Source organism: Paenibacillus xylanilyticus (assembly GCF_047246825.1).
In the GTDB taxonomy this organism is placed as follows: domain Bacteria; phylum Bacillota; class Bacilli; order Paenibacillales; family Paenibacillaceae; genus Paenibacillus; species Paenibacillus xylanilyticus_B.
The window spans coordinates 1-23,807 of the sequence record NZ_JBFOLB010000002.1 but is presented as its reverse complement, the minus strand read 5'-3'; the positions used below and the strand labels follow the sequence as shown (position 1 = coordinate 23,807).

At 47.3% G+C, this 23,807-nt stretch carries 25 protein-coding genes; 16 read left to right on the top strand and 9 right to left on the bottom strand.

Annotated elements, in window-relative coordinates; translation table 11 throughout:
* The first annotated feature begins 30 nt into the window (after nucleotides 1–30).
* A complete protein-coding gene (locus AB3N00_RS14785; RefSeq protein WP_413035308.1) occupies nucleotides 31–372 on the top strand; it encodes a cupin domain-containing protein in 342 nt (113 codons plus the stop codon).
* A gap of 152 nt (nucleotides 373–524) precedes the next feature.
* Here AB3N00_RS14785 and AB3N00_RS14780 read toward each other — a convergent pair whose 3' ends face one another.
* Genes AB3N00_RS14780 through AB3N00_RS14765 form a run of 4 tightly spaced genes read right to left on the bottom strand, consistent with a single transcriptional unit; the run spans nucleotide 525 to nucleotide 2,975 of the window.
* A complete protein-coding gene (locus AB3N00_RS14780; RefSeq protein ID WP_175397942.1) occupies nucleotides 525–833 on the bottom strand; it encodes a metal-sulfur cluster assembly factor in 309 nt (102 codons plus the stop codon).
* Between the two features lie 24 nt (nucleotides 834–857).
* A complete protein-coding gene (locus tag AB3N00_RS14775; RefSeq protein WP_413035307.1) occupies nucleotides 858–2,090 on the bottom strand; it encodes a hypothetical protein in 1,233 nt (410 codons plus the stop codon).
* Nucleotides 2,091–2,104: 14 nt separating this feature from the next.
* Nucleotides 2,105–2,692, bottom strand: a complete 588-nt coding sequence (locus AB3N00_RS14770) for a DUF2249 domain-containing protein (protein WP_413035306.1) — start codon at nucleotides 2,690–2,692, stop codon at nucleotides 2,105–2,107.
* 49 nt (nucleotides 2,693–2,741) lie between these two features.
* Nucleotides 2,742–2,975 (bottom strand): DUF2249 domain-containing protein, encoded by a 234-nt coding sequence (locus tag AB3N00_RS14765; RefSeq protein WP_175397945.1) that lies wholly within the window; start codon nucleotides 2,973–2,975, stop codon nucleotides 2,742–2,744.
* Nucleotides 2,976–3,298: 323 nt separating this feature from the next.
* Here AB3N00_RS14765 and moaA point away from each other — a divergent pair, with 323 nt between their 5' ends.
* From moaA to AB3N00_RS14735, 6 genes are all read left to right on the top strand, one after another.
* Nucleotides 3,299–4,297 (top strand): GTP 3',8-cyclase MoaA, encoded by a 999-nt coding sequence (gene moaA, locus AB3N00_RS14760; protein ID WP_413035305.1) that lies wholly within the window; start codon nucleotides 3,299–3,301, stop codon nucleotides 4,295–4,297.
* Nucleotides 4,298–4,375: 78 nt separating this feature from the next.
* Nucleotides 4,376–8,140, top strand: coding sequence for a nitrate reductase subunit alpha (locus AB3N00_RS14755; RefSeq protein WP_413035304.1), 3,765 nt, complete (start codon nucleotides 4,376–4,378; stop codon nucleotides 8,138–8,140).
* Nucleotides 8,130–9,599: a nitrate reductase subunit beta gene (gene narH, locus AB3N00_RS14750; protein WP_413035303.1), complete on the top strand. Its 1,470-nt coding sequence runs from the start codon at nucleotides 8,130–8,132 to the stop codon at nucleotides 9,597–9,599. The genes AB3N00_RS14755 and narH overlap by 11 nt, the downstream gene beginning before the upstream one ends.
* A gap of 23 nt (nucleotides 9,600–9,622) precedes the next feature.
* On the top strand, nucleotides 9,623–10,261 hold the full coding sequence (gene narJ / locus AB3N00_RS14745) for a nitrate reductase molybdenum cofactor assembly chaperone (RefSeq protein WP_413035302.1): 639 nt from the start codon (nucleotides 9,623–9,625) through the stop codon (nucleotides 10,259–10,261).
* The gene (gene narI / locus AB3N00_RS14740; protein ID WP_413035301.1) at nucleotides 10,258–10,983 is read left to right on the top strand and encodes a respiratory nitrate reductase subunit gamma; all 726 of its coding nucleotides are present in this window, start codon (nucleotides 10,258–10,260) and stop codon (nucleotides 10,981–10,983) included. The genes narJ and narI overlap by 4 nt, the downstream gene beginning before the upstream one ends.
* Nucleotides 10,984–12,495 carry an MFS transporter gene (locus tag AB3N00_RS14735; protein WP_175397951.1) on the top strand — a complete coding sequence of 504 codons (1,512 nt, stop codon included), beginning with the start codon at nucleotides 10,984–10,986 and terminating at the stop codon, nucleotides 12,493–12,495.
* A gap of 138 nt (nucleotides 12,496–12,633) precedes the next feature.
* Here the strand turns inward: AB3N00_RS14735 and AB3N00_RS14730 are convergent, their stop codons facing one another.
* Complete coding sequence (locus tag AB3N00_RS14730) at nucleotides 12,634–13,335, bottom strand: Crp/Fnr family transcriptional regulator (protein WP_175397952.1); 702 nt, start codon at nucleotides 13,333–13,335, stop codon at nucleotides 12,634–12,636.
* Between the two features lie 49 nt (nucleotides 13,336–13,384).
* Here AB3N00_RS14730 and AB3N00_RS14725 point away from each other — a divergent pair, with 49 nt between their 5' ends.
* Both AB3N00_RS14725 and AB3N00_RS14720 read left to right on the top strand, forming a co-directional pair.
* Nucleotides 13,385–14,107, top strand: coding sequence for a YwiC-like family protein (locus tag AB3N00_RS14725; protein WP_413035300.1), 723 nt, complete (start codon nucleotides 13,385–13,387; stop codon nucleotides 14,105–14,107).
* A gap of 198 nt (nucleotides 14,108–14,305) precedes the next feature.
* Complete coding sequence (locus tag AB3N00_RS14720) at nucleotides 14,306–15,037, top strand: ZIP family metal transporter (RefSeq protein ID WP_175397954.1); 732 nt, start codon at nucleotides 14,306–14,308, stop codon at nucleotides 15,035–15,037.
* 101 nt (nucleotides 15,038–15,138) lie between these two features.
* Here AB3N00_RS14720 and AB3N00_RS14715 read toward each other — a convergent pair whose 3' ends face one another.
* The 3 genes from AB3N00_RS14715 to AB3N00_RS14705 form a co-directional block, all read right to left on the bottom strand.
* Nucleotides 15,139–15,564 carry a YlbF family regulator gene (locus AB3N00_RS14715; RefSeq protein WP_413035299.1) on the bottom strand — a complete coding sequence of 142 codons (426 nt, stop codon included), beginning with the start codon at nucleotides 15,562–15,564 and terminating at the stop codon, nucleotides 15,139–15,141.
* A gap of 127 nt (nucleotides 15,565–15,691) precedes the next feature.
* Nucleotides 15,692–16,375, bottom strand: a complete 684-nt coding sequence (locus tag AB3N00_RS14710) for a Crp/Fnr family transcriptional regulator (RefSeq protein ID WP_413035298.1) — start codon at nucleotides 16,373–16,375, stop codon at nucleotides 15,692–15,694.
* Between the two features lie 53 nt (nucleotides 16,376–16,428).
* The gene (locus AB3N00_RS14705) at nucleotides 16,429–17,418 is read right to left on the bottom strand and encodes a multicopper oxidase domain-containing protein (RefSeq protein WP_413035297.1); all 990 of its coding nucleotides are present in this window, start codon (nucleotides 17,416–17,418) and stop codon (nucleotides 16,429–16,431) included.
* Nucleotides 17,419–17,699: 281 nt separating this feature from the next.
* Here AB3N00_RS14705 and AB3N00_RS14700 point away from each other — a divergent pair, with 281 nt between their 5' ends.
* From AB3N00_RS14700 to AB3N00_RS14675, 6 genes are all read left to right on the top strand, one after another.
* Complete coding sequence (locus AB3N00_RS14700; protein ID WP_413035296.1) at nucleotides 17,700–18,308, top strand: hypothetical protein; 609 nt, start codon at nucleotides 17,700–17,702, stop codon at nucleotides 18,306–18,308.
* 307 nt (nucleotides 18,309–18,615) lie between these two features.
* On the top strand, nucleotides 18,616–19,173 hold the full coding sequence (locus AB3N00_RS14695; RefSeq protein ID WP_413035295.1) for a hypothetical protein: 558 nt from the start codon (nucleotides 18,616–18,618) through the stop codon (nucleotides 19,171–19,173).
* 54 nt (nucleotides 19,174–19,227) lie between these two features.
* Nucleotides 19,228–19,962, top strand: coding sequence for an SMI1/KNR4 family protein (locus tag AB3N00_RS14690; RefSeq protein WP_413035294.1), 735 nt, complete (start codon nucleotides 19,228–19,230; stop codon nucleotides 19,960–19,962).
* A gap of 21 nt (nucleotides 19,963–19,983) precedes the next feature.
* On the top strand, nucleotides 19,984–21,285 hold the full coding sequence (locus tag AB3N00_RS14685; protein WP_413035293.1) for a hypothetical protein: 1,302 nt from the start codon (nucleotides 19,984–19,986) through the stop codon (nucleotides 21,283–21,285).
* A gap of 188 nt (nucleotides 21,286–21,473) precedes the next feature.
* Nucleotides 21,474–21,749 (top strand): hypothetical protein, encoded by a 276-nt coding sequence (locus AB3N00_RS14680; RefSeq protein ID WP_413035292.1) that lies wholly within the window; start codon nucleotides 21,474–21,476, stop codon nucleotides 21,747–21,749.
* 36 nt (nucleotides 21,750–21,785) lie between these two features.
* Nucleotides 21,786–22,385 carry an SMI1/KNR4 family protein gene (locus tag AB3N00_RS14675; RefSeq protein WP_413035291.1) on the top strand — a complete coding sequence of 200 codons (600 nt, stop codon included), beginning with the start codon at nucleotides 21,786–21,788 and terminating at the stop codon, nucleotides 22,383–22,385.
* A 102-nt stretch (nucleotides 22,386–22,487) separates the two neighbouring features.
* On the opposite strand, the gene AB3N00_RS14670 is transcribed toward AB3N00_RS14675, so the two are convergent.
* Nucleotides 22,488–22,811: a hypothetical protein gene (locus AB3N00_RS14670; RefSeq protein WP_413035290.1), complete on the bottom strand. Its 324-nt coding sequence runs from the start codon at nucleotides 22,809–22,811 to the stop codon at nucleotides 22,488–22,490.
* Between the two features lie 107 nt (nucleotides 22,812–22,918).
* Between AB3N00_RS14670 and AB3N00_RS14665 the strand changes: the two genes are divergently transcribed.
* The gene (locus AB3N00_RS14665; RefSeq protein WP_413035289.1) at nucleotides 22,919–23,377 is read left to right on the top strand and encodes a hypothetical protein; all 459 of its coding nucleotides are present in this window, start codon (nucleotides 22,919–22,921) and stop codon (nucleotides 23,375–23,377) included.
* Nucleotides 23,378–23,807 lie beyond the last annotated feature (430 nt).

Below are 23,807 nucleotides of genomic sequence, written 5' to 3'. Positions count from 1 at the left end.
TATTCCAGAACATCGAAGGAGGAATAAACGATGAGCACAATCTCTTTACAAGCCATAAAGGAGTTTCATCCAGAACGTTTTACAAAGCGCATTTTGTTTCAACACAACGGTGGGGTGACATTTGCACTTCATTTTTTGCCGGGACAACAACTGCCTGTTCATAAACATCCGGGAACGGATGTGATTGTCCTTGTTATGGAAGGGGAAGGAACGTTGAGCTTGAATGGTGTTGAACAAGAGATCCGGCAGGAGGATGTAGTCTGCTGCAGTGGAGAGGACACCTTTGCGTTCCATAACACGGGATCACGTGAAGCACGGTTATTTGTTGTATTGAACAAGGTGCCCGATGAATCGTATGCCCGGGACGTATAAATGGAACTGAATCGCTCCAGTCTGTAAAATCCACAACAATAATAAAAAATCATACCAAGCAAAAAGCGTACTATACTCTCTTAAATGCAGAGTTTTAGTACGTTTTTTATCGTGTTTATATGTTCGTCTCACGAGCCATATGGATTACCAACTTAAAAGTATCCCAGCATTTCCTTTGCTTCATTCGACATCATCTCGGGAGACCACTGGGGTTCCCATACCAACTGTACATCGACATCCTTATGATCTGTATGCTCCTGCAATACCCATTTCACAGCTCCGAGAATCGTATCATGAAGCGGGCAGCCCGGAGTGGTCAATGTCATGCGGACCGAAACCCGTTCCGGCTCCTCCTGAACTTCATATATGAGCCCAAGATCAACAATGTTAACGCCTAGCTCCGGGTCGTAGACCTCCTTAAGACATTCAACTAGTGGGTTCACCTGTTCCGTCTGTTCCATACGTTCCACGCTCCAGTTCCATTCTTAATGTTTGAACACCCTTGCAATCATGAAGATATAAGCCATAGAGAAGATAGATAAAAGGGTACCGCCGACCATCATCACCTCTGCCAGATTGATCAACACACCACTGATAAGCAGAAGACTGGAAGCAACCATTGCGATCAATCCCCAGCTCACATGTCGTTGACTTAACATGCCAGCCATAAGAGGCGTTCCTGGTTTACCGGCTTGCTTGCCATATTTGTGCGTCCACCATAGAAAGGGGACAATCTTCGATGCATAACCCAGAATGGTTAATGAGACCCAGCCACCAAGGTAGATCCAACCTGCCAGAAGGACTACCCGCGGATGAAGCAGCAGTTCAGGTCCTTGCGACGCATAGATCAACAGGGCGACCATAAAAGCTCCCAGTGCACGGCTTGCGTAGACAGACCAGCGGATGCCTGGACCGGGATTGTTTTTGTGACGTTTTTCCTGGATTTGTTCCAAATGATGTACGTAAACCAGCATACCTGCTGTCAGTAACAGGAGTGCGAGCCAGAGCATACCTCTCTTCAGATCGGTCAGAAATGCCATAACACCTGTGATTACAGCTGCATTCCACAATAACAGGACTACCTTTTGAAGTCGGACCGGGTAATTATGCGAAAGGTAGAACATGGGCAGCATTTTGTAGCTAAATCCAGTAATTAACATGCCGAACCATCCGATGGTCCCCATCCAGATATGAGCCCCGAATATTCGTTCATGCAGTCCGTTCCATTGTCCGAAGGCAAAATTCAAGCCCATTAACATGCCCGTCAGCGCGGTAAGAACCAAATAGAGACAAGCACAAGCCGTACTTACCGTAATGGGATTCCATTGCGATGCTTTATATAGCGTGACCGCCATATTCCACCCGAACAGCAGAATCCCAATCAGGGCACAGGTAGCAAAACCAGCAAGCCAGTGCACATCTGCCCGAATGAAACCATATAACATGCCAAGGACACCGATGCTAAAGATCATATAGTGAATGTAACCAAGCCGTGTACTATAAATATCCGATTGCAAAATCACATGAGTCAGTTGATATACAGCCCCCATGGCCAGCATGGTCGCCCATCCCAAGACAAACAGATGGGCATGGAACCATCCTTCCGGCCCTCGTAACTCATCACCAAGCCAGCCTGTCAGGGACAGAAGGGAAAACGCATGGTACGCAATAAATCCGAGGATGCCTGTACCGATAAACCAAAATGGCAGCCTGGACATGACGCTTCCCTCCCTTATCCTTTTACGATTCTAAGCTTGGCTGTACCATCCACCTGATCCTCTACGGTGTAAGAGCATCCGAGATTATTCAGCTCTTCCATCAGAAATACAGGAACACGGTCATTATGAATGAGAACCATCTGTCCAGGCTCACAGCGCTTTAGTGCGGCCAGTGTTCTCATCATGGGCTGTGGCGGCTCTAATCCCCGGTTATCCAATGTGATGGTTGGGGACAGGGTCGTCTCATCAGAGCTGTAAGTAAATTTAGTTGATTCAGGCTCGCCAGTGCAGCCAGAGGAAGCTTCTTCCAGGTTCAGGACTTCTGCGTTATTGAATGTCACGTCCTTGGACCATGTTTTATTTTTCCGGTGTACGAAAGTGGTACACCAATGCTCGGCATTGATTCGTTCCGAAGTATGGGAATAGCCTCTCATTTTAAGAATGCCGAGCAGGGGTGTCGGCTTGAAAGGAGTGTGGAGCACAAACACATCCATGGGGTCCAGCCCCTTAACGGTACTCATAATGAGTTGGAACGGCTCTATCTTTTTGCTTAAATGGGGCCGGACATCGAGTTCTATTATTCGGTAATCCGTTGAAGACATGCGGCTCACATCCAATCCTTAAGTTCGTGCTCAGTTTGGAGCATCCATTTTACAATTTACTGATTTTAATCTGGAAGACAGAAGGACCCTGTTCGATATATTCCCAGGTGAAACCGTCTGGATGAGTGGATTGAAACTGGAAACGTAATGGCACCGGATCATGGTCATTGATCAGCAGCATGGCTTCATTCGGCGGCAATTGTTCAAAAGTCTCGAAGATGATTTTATGTTTCAGATGCGGTGGATACTCGGTTGCATTAATGGTTGCTGCATATGTGTTCATGGGTTATTCCTCCTGAATCGGTTTAGTGTGGTGCTGCAAACTGAGTATAAAAAAGATGTGTAGACACCTGTGTGAGCGTGCTCACACATTTTGTTTTGTCATAATCTTGCCTTATTTTCACTCGCTTCCAGCTTGGGACACGGATTACGGGAGATTTAGAAATAGGTGATGTGCATTATGTTTCAGTTATTGTGATTTTTTGCACAGTTACGATACGGAGACATCCTTATATTTAGCGACAAGATGACAAGTGATGAGAGGGATGGTTTCAGTCCTCCATCCAGTCATAGAGAGATCATACCCAGAGGAAGGAGGAGCCTGATATGAAAGCAAGACTGGTCGACCCCTTTGGAAGAATTCATGATTATCTTCGAATTTCGGTTACAGACCGCTGCAATCTGCGATGTGTTTACTGCATGCCAGAGGAAGGCATGCAGTTTGAGCCAGCGGAACAGATTATGTCATATGAAGAAATTGTCTCCGTTGTTCAGGCGCTTGCTCCACTCGGAATCAGAAAATTGCGTTTGACCGGAGGGGAGCCTCTTGTTCGAAAAGGACTTGACCAACTAATTGCAAATTTATCTGTGATTCCTGGCATTGAAGATATTGCAATGACTACGAATGGCATTTATCTGGCCGCCTGTGCGGACCAACTGAAAGCAGCAGGGCTGACAAGAGTGAATATCAGCTTGGATTCCCTGAACCCTGAACGGTTTGCCAAAATTACCAGGGGAGGAAGACTGCAACGGGTGCTTGATGGAGTGAGAGCCAGCCAAAAAGCCGGACTTCAGCCGATTAAGCTGAATGTGGTGCTAATGAAAGGCGTGAATGATGATGAGGTGGAGGATTTTCTGCGCTTGACTCTGGATGATGAGATTCATGTCCGCTTCATCGAATACATGCCCATAGGGGAGAGCGGTGATGCCTGGAAATCGAGTTTCATGTCTTTGCAGCAAGTGTTGGATACATGCGAAGCCAGGTGGAATTACACAAGCTGTGATGTCTATAGTAATGGCCCGGCAGATAGTTACCGTATTGATGGGGCAGCTGGTACATTTGGTCTGATTCACCCTGTAAGCAGTCACTTTTGCGGTACATGTAACCGAATGAGACTGACGGCAGACGGGAATATCAAGCCCTGTCTTTATTGGTCGGATGAATTCAACGTACGTCCACATGTCGGGAACGACAGTGCAGTTCAAGCCATGTTTCTCAGAGCACTGGGGGTTAAGCCCGAGACACACGACATGCTCAAGGCTCTAAAAGGTGAAGAGATCCGAGGTGTTCCGTCCCTCCGGCATATGTCCCAAATCGGTGGTTAGCAGAATAAAAGTGATAAATGTCGGCTCTGGATGTGATTCCGATCTGAAACTACATGTCATATTAGCAGGAGGAAAACAATGAGTAAGCAAAGCACACCATGGATGGGGAAACTTAAATATTTTGCGAAACGGGAAAAGAATGCGGAGGGCTGGAGCGAGATGTCACCGGAAAACCGGGACTGGGAGGACGTCTATCGGCGGCGCTGGCAGCATGACAAAGTTGTGCGTTCGACACATGGCGTCAATTGCACCGGATCCTGCAGTTGGCAGATCTATGTGAAAGACGGAATTGTTACCTGGGAGACGCAAGCCACCGATTATCCTTCCACAGGTCCGGATATGCCGGAATTCGAACCAAGAGGATGTCCGCGCGGAGCGAGTTTTTCCTGGTATCTCTACAGTCCGCTGCGTGTTAAATATCCTTACGTTCGAGGAGCATTGCTGGATCTGTGGCGTGAGGCACTTCAATTGCATGGTGATCCGGTCAAGGCCTGGTCCAGTATTGCGGATGATCCGGATAAGGTCAAAAAATACAAATCCGTTCGCGGTAAGGGGGGATTGATCCGTGCGTCATGGAGTGAAGTAACCCAGATTATATCGGCTTCCCTTATTCATACGATCAAGCAGTACGGTCCTGATCGAATTATTGGCTTTTCGCCTATTCCTGCCATGTCAATGGTCAGTTATGCCGCAGGTTCGCGATTCTTGTCCCTGATGGGATCGCCGCTGCTCAGCTTCTACGACTGGTACGCCGATCTGCCTCCAGCCTCACCACAGATTTGGGGCGATCAAACCGATGTGCCGGAGAGCAGTGACTGGTACAATTCCGGATATATTCTTGTCTGGGGTTCCAACCTGCCAATGACGCGTACACCAGATGCTCATTTTTTGGCTGAAGCACGCTACCGGGGAACGAAGGTCGTATCCATCAGCCCGGATTATGCCGAATATGTCAAATTTGCGGACACATGGATGTCAGTCAAACAAGGTACTGACGGAGCTCTTGCCATGGCTATGGGACATGTAATTCTCAAAGAATTCTATATCGAACAACCTACGGAATATTTCATGCAGTATGCCAAACAATATACGGATTTTCCAAACCTGCTGATCGTGGAGGAGAAAAATGGAGTACACACAGCCGGCAGATTTCTTGTCGGAGAGGACTTGGGCATCACGGGCAACAATATGGCCTGGAAAACACTCGTCTACGACGATAACAGCGGTACATATGCGATGCCGAAAGGAAGCCTGGGATTCCGCTGGGGTGAGGAAGGGACCTGGAATCTGAAAATGGAACAGGTCGAGAATGGCGAACCCATTGATCCGCGGTTATCTCTTCTCGGGGTGCATCATGACTTGGTCACGATTCAGCTGCCTTATTTTGACGATGAGGGAAGGCATGTTATGGAACGTCAAATTCCTGTTCGTCAAATATGGCTTGAGGATCGCTGGATTATGGTAACTGCAGTGTATGATCTGGTCCTTGCTAAGTATGGAGTAGAACGTGAAATGACACGTTCAGCAGATTCTGCCGAAGTAATCACGATCCCTGACATGGCGCGGGCTCGACGAAGTACAGCGTATGAGTCAGTGGATGGTTTGCTGAATGGTGGGCAAGTGAAGCCGTTCACACCTGCGTGGCAGGAACAGATTACAGGCGTACCGCAGGAAACCGTGGTGCAGATTGCGCGTGAATTTGCCCAGAATGCGATAGATACCCAGGGACGTTCCATGATTATCATGGGAGCCGGGATCAACCACTGGTACAACTCGGACGTGATCTACCGTGCGATTATCAACCTGATTCTCATGACCGGTTGTCAGGGCGTTAATGGCGGGGGATGGGCTCACTATGTCGGACAGGAGAAACTTCGTCCCGCAGAGGGATGGCAGACGATTGCCTTTGCCCGTGACTGGACAGGGCCAGCACGTCTTCAGAACGGTACATCGTTCTTCTATTTTGCAACGGACCAATGGAGATACGAGGAAACGAAAGTAGGCGAGCTGACTTCAGCACTGGAGGGTGAACCCCGATTCCAACATGTCGCAGATTACAATGTCATGGCTGCCCGCATGGGCTGGCTTCCGTCTTATCCACAATTCAATCGAAATTCGATTGATCTGCATCAAGATGCTATCAAGTCTGGAGCCACAACGAAAGAGGAAATGGGTGCTTATGTGGCATCGGAATTGAAAAATAAAAACCTCAAGTTCTCCATTGAACAGCCGGATGACCCGGCGAATTTCCCTCGTGTGCTGTTTGTATGGCGAGCGAATCTGATCTCCAGTTCGGGCAAAGGTCATGAGTATTTCCTGAAACATTTGCTCGGTGCAACAAATGGCTTGCTGAACGATGATGATAATGGCTTACGGCCAGAACACGTGGAGTGGGTGGATGAAGCACCCGAGGGCAAGCTGGATCTGATGATCAATCTTGATTTTCGCATGGCAGGAACAGCGATGTATTCCGACATCGTTTTGCCAGCTGCGACCTGGTATGAAAAAAGTGATTTAAGCAGCACGGATATGCATCCGTTCGTGCATCCGTTTAATCCGGCAGTCGCCACGCAATGGGAGTCCCGTTCGGATTGGGACACTTTCAAGGAGATCGCACGTGTCTTCTCGGAGATGGCCGCGCAGCAATTCGACGGACCGCAGCATGAGATTGTGGCGACACCGCTGCTGCATGATTCACCCGATGAACTGGCTCAACCGTATGGCGAGATCAGAGACTGGAGTGCGGGAGAATGTGAGCCTGTTCCCGGCAAAACGATGCCTCACATTCAAGTTGTGGAACGCGACTATGCGGCGGTATATGACAAGATGATCTCGCTTGGTCCTGTGGTGAAGGATAAACCGATTGGAACCAAGGGCATCTCTTGGTCAGCCAGTGAAGAGTACGAGAAACTCAAGGGCATTCTGGGTACGCGCAGGCAAGCGGGAGCAGGGCAAGGTTGTCCTGACTTGAGCACTGACCGAAATGTGGCTGAAGCCATTCTGACCCTATCCACGACAACAAACGGCAAGATGGCGGTACGTGCATGGGAATCGCTTGAGCAAAAAACAGATTTGCATCTCAAGGACTTGGCAGAAGAGCGTTCGGAAGAATGTTTTACTTTTGATGAGATTACTTCCAAACCCAAAACGGTTATTACGTCACCGGCATTCAGCGGATCGGAAAAGGGCGGCCGACGCTACTCGCCATTTACAACCAACGTGGAACGGCTTATTCCATGGCGTACGCTGACAGGCAGACAGCAATTCTACATTGACCACGAAATGCTTCGCGAGTTCGGGGAGACACTGGCGACGTTCAAACCAGTGCTGAAACATACGCCTTTCCAACCTAACAGCAAACGTCCTATTGAAGGCGGCAAGGAAATTGTCCTCAACTATCTCACGCCTCACAACAAGTGGTCGATTCACAGCATGTACTATGATGCACTGCCCATGCTGACGCTGTTCCGGGGCGGCCCGACGATCTGGATGAATCATGAGGATGCGGAGGAAGCGGGGCTTGTCGATAATGACTGGATTGAATGTTTTAACCGGAACGGTGTTGTCGTAGCCCGTGCAGTAGTTACTCACCGGATTCCTCGCGGAATGGCATTCATGTATCACGCCCAGGATCGGCACATTAACGTTCCGGGGACCAAAATATCAGAAACCCGCGGAGGTACGCACAACAGTCCGACAAGGATTCATGTGAAGCCGACCCACATGATCGGCGGATATGCCCAGTTAAGCTATGGATTCAATTATTATGGCCCAACAGGCAACCAGCGTGACCTGAATGTCATCATTAGAAAACTGCAGGAGGTGGATTGGCTTGAAGATTAAAGCACAAGTCAGCATGGTCATGAATTTGGATAAATGTATCGGGTGCCATACGTGCAGCGTTACGTGCAAAAATACATGGACAAACCGATCGGGTGCGGAATACATGTATTGGAATAATGTAGAGACCAAGCCGGGAGTCGGCTATCCCAAACAGTGGGAGAATCAGGAGCGGTATCGCGGCGGTTGGGAGATGAAAAATGGCAAGCTGGAGTTGAAATCCGGTACACGTACCAGACGATTGCTTAATATCTTCCATAATCCGGATCAGCCGACCATCGACGATTATTACGAACCCTGGACCTATGAATATGAGAAATTGACGAGTAGTCCGGAGAAAAAGCATCAGCCCGTGGCTAGACCCAAATCCCAAATTACGGGTGAATACATGAACCTGGAGTGGGGGCCGAACTGGGAAGATGATCTGGCCGGTGCACATGTGACCGGGATGGAAGATCCCAACATGAATGGTGTCGAGGAATCGATCAAAATGGATTTTGAACAGGTGTTCATGATGTACCTTCCGCGAATCTGTGAACATTGCCTCAATCCTTCCTGTGTGTCTTCCTGCCCTTCGGGAGCGATGTACAAACGGGAAGAGGATGGTATTGTGCTGGTCGACCAAAACGCATGCCGAGCCTGGAGATTCTGTGTGTCCAGCTGCCCTTACAAAAAAGTATATTTCAATTGGCAGACCAACAAAGCCGAGAAATGCACCCTGTGTTTTCCGCGGATTGAGGCGGGTTTACCAACGATCTGTTCGGAAACCTGTGTCGGTCGTATCCGATACATTGGTCTGATGTTATACGATGCAGACCGCATTGAAGCGGCGGCTTCCGCGGAGAGTGAACAGGATATGTATGAATCACAAATGGATATTTTTCTGGATCCGCATGACCCTGAAGTAATTCGCGAAGCAAGGGAGGCCGGCATTCCGGAGGATTGGATCATCGCCGCTCAGCAGTCGCCCATCTACAAAATGGTTGTGGACTGGCGCATTGCGCTTCCGCTTCACCCGGAATACCGGACTATGCCGATGGTATGGTATATTCCTCCGCTGAGCCCGATCACGAATCGGGTAGAAGGGCAGGGAAGTTCGCTGGATGCAAATGATATCTTCCCTGCCATTGACAACATGCGAATACCAGTAGAATATCTGGCCAATCTGCTCACCGCAGGAGACACGGAACGCATACGTGATGTACTGCGCAAAATGGCGGTCATGCGGATCCACATGCGGAATCAGCAAACCGGAAAAACCAGTGATCCTGCGTTACTTAACCGGGTGGGTATGGACAAACAGGAAGTCGAAGACATGTACCGACTGCTCGCCATTGCCAAATATAATGACCGCTTTGTGATTCCGCCTGCTCATCGGGAGGAAGTGGCGGATCTCTTCAGTGAACAAGGAAGCTGCGGGCTTGATTTTGCAGGGGGACCAGGTTCCTGCGGTGTATTCTGATGGGAGAGGAGACAACGACTACGATGACGACCGATATAAATACGGAATGGAGTCAGGCATCGGACGAACGGATGGGTGGGGCTAGAAAAGCATGTAAGCTGACCTCCTATCTGCTGCAATATCCAGATACAGCATGGAGAGAAGGGCTGCAGGGTGTTCGATCTGCTGTGCAATCTTTCACGGATGAAACAATGAAAAGGGTAATTCTTACATTTGTCGACGAAGCGGAATCTGTGGATTCCACGATCTGGCAGGACAGATACGTACGGACGTTTGATTTTGACAAAAAATCAAATTTATACTTAACCTATGCTCTCTATGGAGACGAAAGGGACCGGGGGCCTGCTTTAATTGACTTGAAACGCAGATACGAAGCTGCGGGGTTTTACATGGAATTGAATGAGCTGCCCGATTATTTGCCCATGGTGCTTGAATTTATAGCGGAGGCTCCTTCTGAAGATGCTTATGGAGTGGTGTCGAGTTGTTATAAGTCTTTGGTAACGATCACAGATAGTGTATTGGGGCAGAACAGCCCCTACAGTCCATTGTTAAAGCAAGTCTTGAAGGTTATCCCCAAGCCTGCTCATGTTGACGAAGAAGTTCAGGACCATACCCAGGCACCTCAAGCCGTGTCAACCTGGATGGGGAGGGGGAGCCGATGAGCACACCGGAGTTGTTCTTATGGGGGGCCCTCCCTTACATGGTTCTCATTTTTTGTGTAACTGCAACCATTTGGAGGTACGTAACGAATCCTTTCAGCTGGACATCCAAGTCCAGTGAGATGTTAGAAAAACGTATGCTGAAATGGGGAAGCTTGCTGTTTCATATTGGCATATTCGCAGTGCTCTGTGGCCATATTGCCGGATTAATTGTTCCGGTGGAATTCTATCGCTGGATTGGCCTAAGTGACGAAGGCTATCATCTGATTGCCATTGCGGGCGGGTTGCCTGCGGGAATTATCGCGTTTGCCGGGGGAGTCATACTGCTGGTACGCAGATACGTGGCCACCAAAGTGCGAGCGACAAGCACTACAGGGGACTGGATTGCCCTCGGCATGCTTCTTGTCGTCATCATAACCGGTATATTGGCGACATCTGCTAATGCAGTAAATCATACCGGCTTTGATTACCGTACTACGATCAACCCTTGGCTGCGCGGGTTAATGGTATTTCAGCCTGATCCAACGTTGATGCAGACCGTGCCTATGAACTTTAAAGTACACATCCTGCTTTCGTTTGTCCTGTACTGCGTCTTTCCGTTTACCCGGCTTGTGCACATGTTAAGCATGCCGCTCGGTTACCTTAAGCGCAGTTATGTATTGTACCGCAGACGTGACGGGTCTGTTTATCCAGATCAAAAACCAAACAAAGAAAGGGCGATGTAAATGCAGAACAAAGGCAAAGTCCAACTGCCTTTGCAAACGGCAAGTTTGGTTCTCGGGTTCATGGTGTGGGTTATACTATCTTCCTTAATGCCATTTATTAAAGAGGATATTGCGTTGACCTCTTCACAGCTAGCCTGGTCTACAGCTATTCCTGTACTCATTGGTTCAGTTGCCCGGATCCCGATTGGATACTGGACGAACCGATATGGGGCACGCAATATTTTTATGATCAGTTTTGTTCTGCTGCTCGCGCCAATATGGTGGATCAGCCGATCCACTTCTTTTCTGGATTTGATTATAGGTGGTTTTTTTCTCGGGATTGGCGGAGCGGTGTTTTCCGTAGGTGTAACTTCACTGCCCAAATACTATCCCAAAGAGAGACACGGATTTGTTAACGGGATCTATGGTATCGGTAATCTGGGAACTGCATTGTCTGCTTTTGGTGCTCCGCTGATTGCGGATCAAATGGGGTGGTCCAAAACAGTTCTCCTGTACAGCATTCTGCTGCTGGGAATGGCTGCCTTGAATTTTGTATTGGGTGACAAACAGGAAACAAGGGTTAACGTACCGCTGATCCAACAATTAAAAGCGGTCTCGCGAAGTCCTAAATTATGGCTGCTGTGTTTATTTTACTTCCTGACCTTCGGTTCCTTCGTTGCGTTCACCGTGTACCTTCCCAATTTCCTGGTCAGTCACTTTCAGATGGATAAAGTGGATGCAGGGATACGTACAGCGGGATTCATATTGGTTGCTACCATTATGCGTCCGGTCGGGGGCTGGCTTGGCGACCGCTTTAATTCCTTTAAAATACTGATGTTTGTATTCGGCGGATTAACTGTTGCGGCGATCGTATTATCCTTCGCGCCGTCAATTTACATGTATACGGTTGGTTGCCTGACCGTTGCCTTATGCGCCGGTACGGGAAACGGAACTATTTTTAAGCTGGTCCCAATGTATTTCGTCAAACAACCAGGTGTCGCTAACGGTATTATATCTGCAATGGGTGGACTTGGCGGCTTTTTCCCACCATTAATGTTGACGCTGCTCTACAGCATGACAGGTCATTATGCGATCGGATTTATGGCACTCTCAATGATTGCACTGGTGAGTTTGGTGCTTGTCTTCTGGATGTTCTATGAGGAGAAGCTTCAACTGTCTGCGAGCATATTGGAAAACACGATCGAGGCCATCCTGATTACGGATACAAACAGCGTTATTCGCTCCGTGAATCCGGCTTTTACAGCAGTAACCGGTTATCGTTCCGATGAAGCTGTTGGGCAGAAGCCCAGCCTGCTGAAATCAGGCAAACAGGATAAATCGTTTTATGAACAGCTGTGGGCTGATCTGAAGCAGCAAGGGTATTGGCAGGGAGAGATATGGAACCGGAAGAAAAACGGAGAGATATATTTGGAATGGCTGAGTATTACTGCGATCCGCAATGAAGCTGGGGAAGTAAAGTTCTATGCGGGCATGTTCAGTGATATGGGGAAAAGGGATCTTCCTTCAGCATAATATGCTGCATGACGAGTGAATACGGCAAAAGACCTTAACAACAGTGTCATTGGTGTTAAGGTCTTTTCATTCGTAATTAGTTTATACGATTTTATGTTCATTAAATCTTAGCATTAGAGGTAGAGTTTTGATATCTGCTTACGTGTCGCGTTGATGCTTCAAGGCCTGCAGATCATGGATAATGATTTGTTTGCGATCCACTTCGAGCAGATTTTCCTTGGTGAGCTGATTCAACAAACGATTGGCTGTTTCCCTGGTCGTGCCAATGGAATTGGCGAATTCCTGATGGGTCATGGGCAGGTTGATAATGATTTTGTGACCGGAAGGCTGACCATGCTGCTCAGCCAACATCAACAGGAAGGACAGCACACGGTTGCGCACGTCCTGACCGGAGAGCACTTGCAGTTTATCCTGCAGTTCGCGAATTTTATCGCCGAGTACCCGCATGATTTTGATCGCAATGGCTGGTGTATTTAGCATCAAGCGTTCAAACAGTCTGACCGGGATGGCAATCAATTCCGCTGGAGTGATGGCTTCCGCTGTAGCAGGATAAGGATGGGCGTTGAAGAAGCCCGTATGCGGGAACATATCTCCCGTTTTCAGAAAGGAAACGATCTGCTCGTGCCCGTTCTCATCCGTTTTATATGCTTTTACGATGCCGGTTCGGATAAAAAATACAGCTTCCTTTTCGCTGCCTTCGGCAAAAATAACCGTTTTTTTATGAATGTTTCTTGAAATGGCGATATCCTCAACCTGCTTCAATTCCTCAGGACTCAGATCCTGGAAAATGGGGAACTGTTGGAGGAACTCCGCTGCCGTATCTTTGTTTTCCCTGCGCATTAAGATTCTTCCTTTCTATATCCATATCCATTAGGAGGTCAATGGTGAAGTGACAGTACCTAGAATCGTTATTCCTCATGAACATGGCGGGTGGGCCATGGTAAGTGTACCTTTTGCGGCAGGCGTAATGGCCAGCGGACCACAGTGGCTGCATCTGCCACTATTTATGGCATGGCTTGGACTATACCTGGCGGTATACCCTATGCTGCAATCTCTTAAAAGAAAAGCGGATCATCGCCGCCTGTACACATGGGCAGTTATATATGGGATGGCTGCAGCGGTATGTCTGGTGCCCCCGTTGATCGGGCATCCTTCCATACTGGCCTTTGGCCCAGTTCTGGTCATATTATTGCTCGTTAATATCTGGCATGTCAGACACAAGGCTGAACGTTCGCTTACGAATGATCTGTGTGCCATGTTGATGTTCTCGCTTGGAGGCGCAGCAGCATATCTCATTGGAACGGGAGTCTGGGATTACCGTATGGCAAGCGTTCTGTTGTTTTCCTTTTTACATTTTACAGGAAGTACATTCTTTGTGAAATCAGTCTTCCGGGAACGAAACAACAAACGCTGGGTAACCATGACCCGTCTGCTGCATATCATCCTGCTCATCATTCCCGTCTTAGCCGGATATCCATGGATGAGCTTAGCATATGTCAACTCGGCTGTTCGAGCATATGTATATGCTGGTCGGACTCTGCGTCCCATGAAAGTGGGCATGATCGAGATTGCTGGAGCGGTGCAATTCCTGGCTTGGTTTGTTCTCTTTTAGTATCAGTCAGCATCATTTTATCATAACGCGATATCTGAAATTAACGGGTGACATAGATCACATGGCATGTGATGAGGAATACAAACGATCACGCAATATGCATCTTATCTTGCGGCATGGCTCCTTGATGTTTTTGGGGCAGCAACCCAGGTTAATGAAAGGATAGATGTTATATAGACATGAGAGGGGATGACCCGGATGTGGACTGCATTCATGTGGGGAGGCATCTCCGCTTCAGCAGTAGTTATTGGTGCGCTCGCGGCACTGTTTCTCAAGATTCCCAAACGGGTGATCGGCTGGATTATGGCCTTTGGTACGGGAACATTGATTGGGGCAGCTTCATTTGAACTGATTGGAGATGCACTGAATGATGGCGGGATTATCCCGACAGCAATCGGATTTACGGCGGGTGCTGTGGTGTACACTTTGTTCGACCTGCTTATTTCCAGTAAAGGCGGTGCTGGGCGCAAACGTTCAGCACATTCGAAACCCGGAGGCAGCAGCCAGAGCGGGCTCGGGATTTTTGCAGGTACGGTTATGGATGCTATTCCGGAATCCATCATGCTAGGCGCAAGCCTGCTGACCGGAAAGGGCGTGAGTGTGGTACTCATCGTTTCTATTTTCGTCAGCAATATCCCTGAAGGTCTATCGAGTACAGTGGGTTTGCGAGGCAATAACTACACCAAGTCCAGAATTATCCTGATGTGGCTTGGTGTACTACTGATTTCTGCGCTTGCAGCCTTGTGTGGGTATCTATTTCTGGAACAGCTTCCGGATGAGATGGCTGCGGCCATTGGGGCGTTTGCAGGTGGCGGTATTATAGCCATGATCTGCTCCACCATGATGCCTGAAGCTTTTGAAGAAGGCGGGCCCATCGTAGGCTTTATTGCTTCTATGGGGCTTCTCGTGTCCCTGCTGCTTGATCTGTAAAATCTCCAAGTAAAAGCAGCGTACCAAAAAAGAGTATCCGCTCAAGTATAATGTTGAGGTTCGGATACTCTTTTATCTTGCCAATGAATACGAGTGGTTTCTCAATGATTACTTGAACAGTTCCCTCCACAACCACATGCTTCCTTGTGCACTTCACCCGGTTTGAGCAGCCGGTTTAATTCAACGGATTTGGTGAAATACTGGCTAATCTGTTGATGCAAAAGGCTAAACTCGCGCTGGGCATACATGAATCTGCGGATAAGCGGGTGTTCATAGAGCGCACGTTCTTCTTGTTCATACACCTGCATTTCGGATGTCAGCAATTCAATATTTTGACGTTCTTTTTCCTCCAGAGCCTGATGTTTCTCCATAAACTGCTCATATTGCGCTGTAGCCTGCTCATCTGCGGCAAACTGATCGATCATCTCCCGCATCTCACGGTAACCTTTATCCTGTAGCAACACGGAGCATAATTCTTCCATTTTAAGCATGATCGCCTGTTTGTCCATTTTTACGATTGTACTCATCTTGTTAACCTCCTGTAGAGTGTTCCTTTTATTATCACTGTATACCTGATCCTCGTGGTGCACTGTGACGATACTCACATCTTGTATGAGTTATAAAACGTTCCTGTTCGCGGGCTCTATACCCGGATTATTGAATTCTTTGCTGAAGCTCTTCCAGTTGAAGAAGATGAATGACATTCCCAGCTACCTGAAGCAGACCTTCAGACTGCAGGATGGCCAGTTTGCGACTCAAGGTTTCGGGCGTAATGCCTGCCAGCAGTGCCATATCCTTTTTGAAAACAGGAAGCTTGATTCCATTTGTCTTCATATTTCTCGCATGGAAATTCAATAAAAGCTTAGCAATTCGTTGTTCAGGTTTCATTAAACTAAGGGCAGTATTCCAGTCTTCAGATTGTTCAAGAAGATCGGAAACAGCCAGAAGAAAATGATAAGCAAGCATCGGATTGTGGTCTATTAATCTGTCAAAGTCCTGCCTATGAAGGGTGCATAAAGTCGATATTTCCAACACCTCTGCATGAACTCCATACGGTTTTTGGTGTAACAGAGCGTCATGTCCGAAGAAATCACCGGGAAACAGGAAGCGGACAATATGCTCTTTGCCGTTCTCGGCGTATTTGGATAATTTCACACATCCCTGATGAACCATATATAACTTAGCTGAACCTTCCCCTTCCTTCACAACAATTTCCCCTTTATGATAGCTCCGTGATTGCAGCAAGGAAGCGAGCAGGGTGGATTCTTCCGGTGCGAGGTGCTGGAAAAGGGGGACTTTGACAAAGCATGGAGCCTTGATTTGAGAACCACACATCATGATCAGGATCCACCTCGTTTCATTCGATTTATGTGTTGGGGATATAGCAGGGACTAGTGTTTCATCGCCTTTCCTCCGTGATTCTTGCCATCAGAGGTTACACGAAGAACAGCAGAAGCACCCTTGGACACATGTTTGAACTGATGGGTTACAATGGGATAATCGCCCTCTTCCGTTACGGTAAACTCGACGACTGCACCTCCACTTGCAGGAAGCATAACCGTCTGTAATCCATATTGGATATTACGGGGATTTCCATCCATGTAGACCCGGTCCATAATGGTCCCGACGACATGGAAGGAGGAGACTTCGTTTGGCCCTGCATTGCTTACATAAATTCGCACCGTATCACCAGTCTTGGCGAGCAAAGGAGAGTTGACCAGACCATAGTCGTTGCCATTAAAGACTACGTAATCCGGCTCATCATTCATAAAAGCATCGTAGCTATGCTCTTTGTACCATTCACTTTGTACGAGTGTGTATTCACGATCAATCTGGCCGTCAGAAGGGTAGCCGGCCTTCGGCTCAACAATAATCATGCCATACATGCCGTTCGCGATATGGGCAAGAACCGGACTTGTTCCGCAATGATACATGAAGACTCCGGGCGACGAGGTGCTGTAAGTAAACGTACCCTCCTCACCTGGCATAACGTCTACGAATTTGCTGCTTGGTGAAGCGTGTACGGCATGAAAATCCATGGAGTGCGGCAAGGCAGAATCCTTATTTTTCAAAGTGAAAATTAATGTGTCGCCTTCGGTTACGCGCAGAATGGGTCCAGGTACGGTGCCGTTAAAAGTCCAGGCATTATAGATTACTCCTGCGGAGATCTCGATATCGGTGACTTGGGCTGTCATCTCAATGTACACTTTTGAGCCTTCTCTGCGGATGACGGGATCAACAGGTTGACGACTGGTTGACTCCACAGGAGCAGCGTCGTGCTGAACAGGCTTATCTATTTCCGCAGCATTGCAATGGGAAAGGACGGCCGTACTTAATGTCAATGCAAAAGACAATTTGATTAGACTCAACCAGGAGAACATGGGAAACACAACCTTATTCAAGTGATATAATTCACAAATAAACCAATATCATGATGCAGCCATGTCTAGTGTACGACAGTTCACTGGAGACAGGTGTGACCTGAAACACACTCTCCAGAGGTGATTCGTTTTTTTTAAATTTCCGCAGATATAGACACGTTTCTTGTACTACGCGATGGAGTTACTTTTAATTTTAAGTAGGGTAAAATGGGAAATATTGATGGTTGAATTTGCGGTAGTGCATATAAAACATAGTTTCCAGTGAGAGGAGTGGATTTGAAATGAAACGGTTCGAGGATGAAGGAGCCTATAAATATAACTTCTATTGGGTGCTCCGCCGAGGTGAACGTGTCGATGTCAAATGTCAGGCATGCGGCGGTCACGCTTTTATCGAGCAATGTCAGGATCAAATGCAGTGGAAATGCTCAACATGTTATGCTTATGGGGTGGAAAAGCCGGTATATCAATATCATGCCAAGGGTAATTGTGCCCTGTGTGAACGCTGGTTCAATATTGAAGTGACGGACGAGAAACAGACTTCTCACAAATCAACACATATTGATTGTCCACACTGCGGCGCCGTCAATCAAGCCCAGCTGCATAGCAAGCGGGTTTGCAGAAGATATATTATGGACACTCGGGATGGGAGAGATCCGATTTACGGTATGGAGTTATATTTTCTGGACTATGTTCGAGGTAAATTGGTGTGGGCTGTTAATCGGGCGCATTTAAATTACCTGATTTCATATGTTTCTGCCGATTTGCGAGTGAGACGTGGGAATATACCGTTCAAGACGGCGTCGCATTATCTTCCGGTTTACATGAAGGAAGCGAAGAACAGGGACCAGATGGTCCGTACGCTGACCAAGCTTTTGCACAAGACAGGCTGAGGAGGAACCAAGGGAAGGGACGAGGAGGAATGGAATGAAGTTGCAACCTCACTTCATTTTTATAACAAAGAAGAGCAGGAGATCTATACCTACGAAACGACGGGCTAAGGCGATAGGAATTTGGTAAAATCTATTATTCATCAGGGGATGACTCGTTCCCATAATGGAGGAAGTGAACCGGCACGTGACCCATACTTTTAAACATTACGGCATTATTTCACGATAAGCTGAATGTGGATGTAAACCTTACGGTTGATGAAGAACAAAAAATCGTATGGATACGAATGAATAATGTGGAGGCGAAATCATGAATTTGTTTGGCGTACATAATGGACCAGCATATCTGGAAGGGATCGTTCAAAAAGAAACAGATAGGGAGAACCAGGAAGTCGAGTGGAAAGGCAAGTTGCAGACAAAGGATGGTCATGACAAGTTCCATATCTTTTATTATGGTGACTTGATGGAAGATGATCTGATAACCTGGCAGGATTCGACACCAGTAATCGTATATGCAGAGCACACTGTGACCGGAGATCGTTATTTGCTTATCGATGCAGCTAAACATGGTTATGATGCAATGTTGTGTGAAACCTATCCGGAGGAAGAACTGAGCAAAAGGTCGCTGCGTCCATATCTGGACGTGGAGGGAGAGGATACATTTGAAGTCCACTTGTCAGCCTTTTATAACGTTCCATGGGATGAGGAATTCGGAGAAGATGTGGATGATGACGGAACCTACGAATTGATCACTGGCGAATGTATGGATTTTAACCTGGTTAAACGGAATGGATATGATGCGTTCTCCATCAGCATCGTGAATCGTAAAGGCGTAAAAACAGAAATTGTTCAGGAGGAGCTTGCCTGAAAAATCCATCATTGGTTTTGTAGATGAATGACCTGAAGATAGGAGATGTCATTAATGTATGTGGTAACCCGTACGCTTAAGCCAGTATCCGCAGAGGAGCTTGTACGTTTTGAGCAGCAGCATTCCGTTTCATTGCCAGTTTCTTATCGGCAGTGGCTAGAGCAATATGGGGAAGGAACCTATTCGGGCTGGATGAACGTACAGCGGCCGGATCACGAGGTATTGAAGCCTTTTGCGGAATATGATTTTTGGATGCATACCGACGATACCCCTGTCAGTCAACAACAGCTGGAGGATTGTATTAGCATAGGCAGCTCCGTGGATGGCGACTTTCTGGCCATTCATCCTGAAATTGACGGACTTTTGTGGCTCCCTCGCCACGATGAGCAGATTACTTTGTGGAAACATACGGAATCGGAGTTTGGCGACACGCTGGACCGGATCTATTGTGGGTATTACGGTCAAGCTGAAACGATAAAGCCAAGCTATTTTGAACCCTGGAATGAGCTGAGGAATCACACCTTTTATCATTTGGAAGATCACGAGGATGGGATGTCAATCCAACATCTAGCCAGCTTATGTCAAGCACAGTTCAAGTGGGACGCTGTGATGGAAAGTGAGTATACATGCAAGCTCTTCATGGCTTCCATTGGTGGATACCTGCGTTTTAATTATGCGAATGGCAGGGAAATTGCCCTCTTTTATGAAGAGATCCACGGGGTGGAAGGGACCACGGATTACGATATAGAGCAATTTTTGCTCGCACATCACTGTAGAATCATGAATTGAGACGGAGTGGAGGAATCATGGATGAGTTGGTTAAACGAAAAAATTGCAGAAAAGTGGAGGAATGAAGGGAAACGCTACGCCCAGAGTGTAAATGATTTTGTACGCAGAAGTATCGCGGGAGAAGAGCCGGATGAATCGAAACTGGCGAACGACGGACGGGCAGAGTTCAGTGCGCAAGTATGGGACATGGTGAAGAAGGCAAACGTACAAAACGATCTGCATCGACTGCGTAAGGAATTGCCTGCGGCAACCTGGCCTTTCAATGAAACATTTCAGTCATCTATGCAGGCTGTGCGCGTAGCGGGATATCTGGATAACGATACTGTTGTCTTTAATAGTGGTTTCCTGACGGATAAAGGATGCGTATATACCGCTGATCCCGATAACGTGCGTTCTTTTCCACAATATCAATTCGCTGGGCAGTCCCCGGATGGTAAACAGTATGCTCTGGCAGGCAGTGAGGGGATCCGCGTGATTACACAGCCAGATCGTCATCTGGAAGGAAAAGAATTGGCGTTGTTCCGCTGGGACGACATCCAATCAGCCATTCACCAGGCGCTGCCCCGAATCGAGTCTCTTGCAGACTGTGAATATCCGGAACGCACACTCGAAGGTCTCATTCCGTTTGATCGCGGTCAGGCGCTCATCATTTTGTCCCATTACGGAATTTACCTGGTGGAGCATGGCAAGGTATCTCCGATGCACCCTGATCCTGCAGAGGTGGAGGAGCATGAATTGGAGGATACACAAATTTCCATGGGGCATGCAGCGGTATCTCAGGATGGTCGATGGATTGCGTTTGGCAGTCAGGTTAGTGACCATATGCTTCTTGATCGTGAACGTAATCATACCTATGTGCTTTATCCGGAATCCAGTTACCCGCATCATGCGGTGTTTACCAGAGATCATCAGTACGTCTGGTTTAATGCGTGCCATTTTTACAATGGAGTTACGATGCAGGTGAATTTGGATGAAGTGGAAGGCAATGAATCCAAAGAAGATTGGCCTATTATGGATGAAAGTGCTCGTGTATATGCTGCAGTAGAAATACCAGAAGGTATGGTTCTTGGCGATGCTTACGGTTACCTCAAATGTGTGGATGAGAAGGGTCAGGAGGTATGGAGACATTTTGTAGGCAGCACCATCTATTCTCTGGCAATCTCACCTGATCAATCCAAGCTCGCAGTAGGTACGTTTGGGGGCATGGTGCATATCCTTGATCTGCATTCCGACCGAATGGATGACTACAGTATTGGAACAGGAACTCTCCGTGAACTGGAGCGTTTTGTTTTGTGGCGTGGAGAAGAACCTTTACGTTGGTAGGACGGGTATCTGGATCATAGGAGCTTAGAAGAGGGGAACTGAATTGAAGACTGAAGATGCTCTCGTTTTGTTGAAATGTCATGCCTTTTTCTATGATGATGTAGATCATCCCAAAATGGAAACCGCGTTTCTTGGAAGCCTGCGTCCTTTTTCGTGGACATTTAATTGAAGAAAATTTTCATGAGTTAATGGAAATTCTCCACATTCTGGCACCGGAGCTTAGGCAGCCTGCACTGGATCGAGAGGTGATGGCTTGTTTATGGAGCATACTTCATCTGGGGCGTTCATGGGCGGTCGAGCCAGATGGAATGCTTCGCAGCAACAAACTTATTTCGGATGAACAGGTTGCTCTGATGGAAGAGTGGCTGAATATGCTTTCTTACGCAGTCATGATCCTGATCGAAGATGGTGGGGAAGAGGAGGCGTTCTGGGGCTACAAGGCGTATATGCGTGAACGGACATAAAACAGCTGAGAATGGGGGAGTCTTATGCAAGCGGATATGAACGAAAGAATGAATGAGCTGATGAATCATTTGAATGAATTATTAAATAAAAAAGTGAAGGATGAAGAGATTAGACAGTTGTATGAAGAATATCAGCAGCTGGGAGGGGCTTCCGAAGACAGCTTGGCCCTTTTTGAGACAGAGTTTGGTGTCCGCCTGCCAGAAGATTTTCGGGAATTCTACAAGTGCAAGAATGGCAGTGGTTATGCATTTCATGTCCTCTATCCTGGCGATGCCGAGAGAGAGGAATGTACCCCGTTTTACTTGATGTCATTGCAGGAAATCCGGGAAACCAAGCAATATTTCTGCGAGCGGGATGAGAAGCTGGATGAGCACTATTCAGCAGAAGAGATCAGTAAACTGGATCTGGAGATCAAGCCTTATTTATTTCATAAACCGTGGATTCCATTTGCGACGATGGCTGGGGGTTCCCTTTATCTAATGCTGGACTTTGATCCTTCAGATCAGGGAAGTTATGGTCAGATTATCATTTATGTCCATGATCCGGATTTTGTTTATTATATAACAGACACGTTTACGAGCCTGCTGCAAGCCTCCAACCGCAACCTGGAGATCATGGATGAGATTGAGTACTGACCTAGGTCTTCTGGATGGCGAAGCGGTTGCTATTCAACGAATGAAATAGTAAAAATTAAAATTGCAGGAACTGCATGTAGCAGCTCCTGAATGGTTCGAATGTTATCCCTGCTGGAAAAAGCGATGACCGTGAAAACCTCCACCTGAAGGGCCTCCATGCCCCCCGGGAGCTCCACCGTATGGGCCGCCATGATAGCCACCACCAGGGAAGGGTCCGTGATGGCCGCCTGGATACCCGCCTCCCGGATATCCGCCATGCCACCAAGGGCCGCCGACGGAAATCGGCAAGGGCAGCGGGTAAAACGGCGGGTATGGATAGGGGTACGGATAAGGATAGGGATAAGGTGGTTGCGGTGCTGGTGGGTAATAAGGATAGGGATAACCCGTAGTTGACGGAGATGAAACTGAGCCAGGTCCGTATGCCATGTGATAAGCCTCCTGTATTTGGATTGGTGATATCAGCCTATGCCATAATGCAATTGTGTGACACTGTTGCAATCATCGGAACAAGTTGAATATTAAGGGGGATTTGCTTGAGAGCGATACCTTTTCATACGGCTCCAAGAGGCGCTGCATACATACAATTAATTGACGAATTGATCGAGAAGACGGGTCGCTTTTTCCTGGTGGACAGACGATACAGAGAGGATACTCCTGCAGGAGTAGCAAGAGTTTTACAGAGATTGAAGCCGTATCTGATTGAGAGTTGTACTACGGAAGAAATGATGATGAAGACAAGAGCATTTTATACTGAAGGAATCTACTATATATATGAATGTACGCCAGGCTCTGGACAGATCCTAAAGGAAGAGGCTGATAGTTTCCTGGATTGGCTGTATCCTTCTTTGCCAGATGATCTGTGCTTTCTGAAGGAAGATGGGAGTGACTATTTGTTTACGGAAGCCCATGAGGACGGATGTGGAATGCGCATTACAGAAGAAGAAGCGACAGATCTCATGAAGCGTATTCCTGGGTTATCGTTTATCTTCTAATGGTTTCCTACCTAATTGTTATATCGGAACTAAAGTCAACGTCAGATTCATGAGTCTTAAATGATATTCCGATTCTGGAAAAAGACCTTTGAAGAGTGCAATTTTGTGCAGACTTTATTGGAGAGTTAATTATGGGTGGTTTTAAGAAAAAAGGAAGATATAAAGGGAAGCTGCTCTCTATGATGTGGTAAATTACTATTGGAATAATTTACAACTATCAAGCTGGTTCCCAAAATGATATATTATTCTTCCGGCCGCAAAAGCCCGGAAAACTCAAAAAAATATTTTGAGAAATATCTTTACAAGTTATAAAGATATGTGGTATATTCTAATTCCGGCTTTGAAAGAGTCGGAAACGAAGTTTGATCTTTGAAAACTGAACAACGAGTGAGTAACGATCTTGCTTGCAAGATCGACGCTGAGAAATCGG